The sequence below is a fragment of the Aminobacter sp. GW821-FHT11F06 genome (genome assembly GCF_058808215.1).
The window spans coordinates 1-2,500 of the sequence record NZ_JBXARL010000022.1; the positions used below are offsets into that span (position 1 = coordinate 1).

Below are 2,500 nucleotides of genomic sequence, written 5' to 3' on the forward strand. Positions count from 1 at the left end.
GATGGACATTAGGAATGAGAACGATCAAGCCAATCGAACTATTAGTACCGGTAAGCTTCATGCGTTGCCGCACTTCCACACCCGGCCTATCAACGTGGTCGTCTTCCACGGTTCTCAAGGGAATACTCGTTTTAAGGTGGGTTTCCCGCTTAGATGCCTTCAGCGGTTATCCCGTCCGGATATAGCTACCCTGCTATGCGGCTGGCGCCACAACAGGTCCACCAGAGATCCGTCCATCCCGGTCCTCTCGTACTAGGGACAGATCCTTTCAATATTCCTACACCCACGGCAGATAGGGACCGAACTGTCTCACGACGTTCTGAACCCAACTCACGTACCGCTTTAAATGGCGAACAGCCATACCCTTGGGACCTGCTCCAGCCCCAGGATGCGATGAGTCGACATCGAGGTGCCAAACAACCCCGTCGATATGGACTCTTGGGGGTCATCAGCCTGTTATCCCCGGCGTACCTTTTATCCGTTGAGCGATGGCCCTTCCACGCGGGACCACCGGATCACTATGACCGACTTTCGTCTCTGCTCGACTTGTCAGTCTCGCAGTCAGGCGGGCTTATGCCATTGCACTCGACGACCGATTTCCGACCGGTCTGAGCCCACCATCGCGCGCCTCCGTTACTCTTTAGGAGGCGACCGCCCCAGTCAAACTACCCACCATACATTGTCCCGGACCCGGATAACGGGCCGCGGTTAGACATCCATAGAGATAAGGGTGGTATTTCAAGGTTGGCTCCACCAAGGCTGGCGCCCTGGCTTCAAAGCCTACCACCTATCCTACACATGCCACTACGAATGCCAATGTAAAGCTATAGTAAAGGTGCACGGGGTCTTTCCGTCTAACCGCAGGAACCCCGCATCTTCACGGGGAATTCAATTTCACTGAGTCTATGCTGGAGACAGCGGGGAAGTCGTTACGCCATTCGTGCAGGTCGGAACTTACCCGACAAGGAATTTCGCTACCTTAGGACCGTTATAGTTACGGCCGCCGTTTACTGGGGCTTCAGTTCAAAGCTTGCACCTCTCCCTTTAACCTTCCAGCACCGGGCAGGCGTCAGACCCTATACGTCGTCTTGCGACTTCGCAGAGCCCTGTGTTTTTGATAAACAGTCGCTACCCCCTGGTCTGTGCCACCCTCCACATGCTTGCGCATGAAAGGGTCACGCTTCTTCCGAAGTTACGCGTGCAATTTGCCGAGTTCCTTCAGCATAGTTCTCTCAAGCGCCTTGGTATACTCTACCAGTCCACCTGTGTCGGTTTCGGGTACGGTCTATAGCGGAGGAGCTATTTCCTGGAACCACTTCGCTGCAGGGATCAATCCAATAAGACCCCACAACATACGCGATCCGTCACTTCCTCCAGGCCCACGAATATTAACGTGGTTCCCATCGTCTACGCATTTCTGCCTCGACTTAGGGGCCGGCTAACCCTGCTCAGATTAGCTTTAAGCAGGAACCCTTGGACTTTCGGCGGGGGAGTCTCTCACTCCCCTTACGTTACTCATGTCAGCATTCGCACTTCTGATACCTCCACGGCCCCTCACAGGTGCCGCTTCGTCAGCTTACAGAACGCTCCGCTACCACTGCATATTCCCGAAGGAATATACAATCCTAAGCTTCGGTGTATGGCTTTAGCCCCGGTACATTTTCGGCGCAAAGACCCTTATTTAGACCAGTGAGCTGTTACGCTTTCTTTAAATGATGGCTGCTTCTAAGCCAACATCCTGGTTGTTTTGGGATCCTCACATCCTTTCCCACTTAGCCATAACTTGGGGACCTTAGCTGTAGGTCAGGGTTGTTTCCCTTTCCACAATGGACGTTAGCACCCACTGTGTGTCTGCCGACTAGTACTCCCAGGTATTCGGAGTTTGGTTAGGTTTGGTAAATCGGTGAGATCCCCTAGCCCATCCAGTGCTCTACCCCCTGGGGTATTCGGTCGACGCTCTACCTAAATAGATTTCGCGGAGAACCAGCTATTTCCGAGTTTGATTGGCCTTTCACCCCTAGCCACAAGTCATCCCAAACTATTGCAACAGTTACGGGTTCGGTCCTCCAGTTGGTGTTACCCAACCTTCAACCTGCTCATGGCTAGATCACTCGGTTTCGGGTCTAATGCGACGAACTGAACGCCCTGTTCAGACTCGCTTTCGCTGCGCCTACACCTACCGGCTTAAGCTTGCTCGTCACACTAAGTCGCTGACCCATTATACAAAAGGTACGATGTCACCATTTCAGGCTCCATCTGTTTGTAGGCAACCGGTTTCAGGTACTATTTCACTCCCCTTGTCGGGGTGCTTTTCACCTTTCCCTCACGGTACTAGTTCGCTATCGGTCATGCACGAGTACTTAGGCTTGGATAGTGGTCTACCCATGTTCAGACAGGATTTCACGTGTCCCGCCTTACTCAAGGACGATTGATCGCATTACGCGTACGGGGCTGTCACCCACTATGGCCCTACTTTCCAGAAGGTTCCGCTTGTCTCTCA

General features: G+C 53.0%; 1 rRNA gene (cut by a window edge). It reads right to left on the minus strand.

The window, feature by feature from the left end:
• Nucleotides 1-20 precede the first annotated feature (20 nt).
• Nucleotides 21-2,500, minus strand: a 23S ribosomal RNA gene (locus tag AC1RTB_RS26370) (it continues 343 nt past the right edge of the window).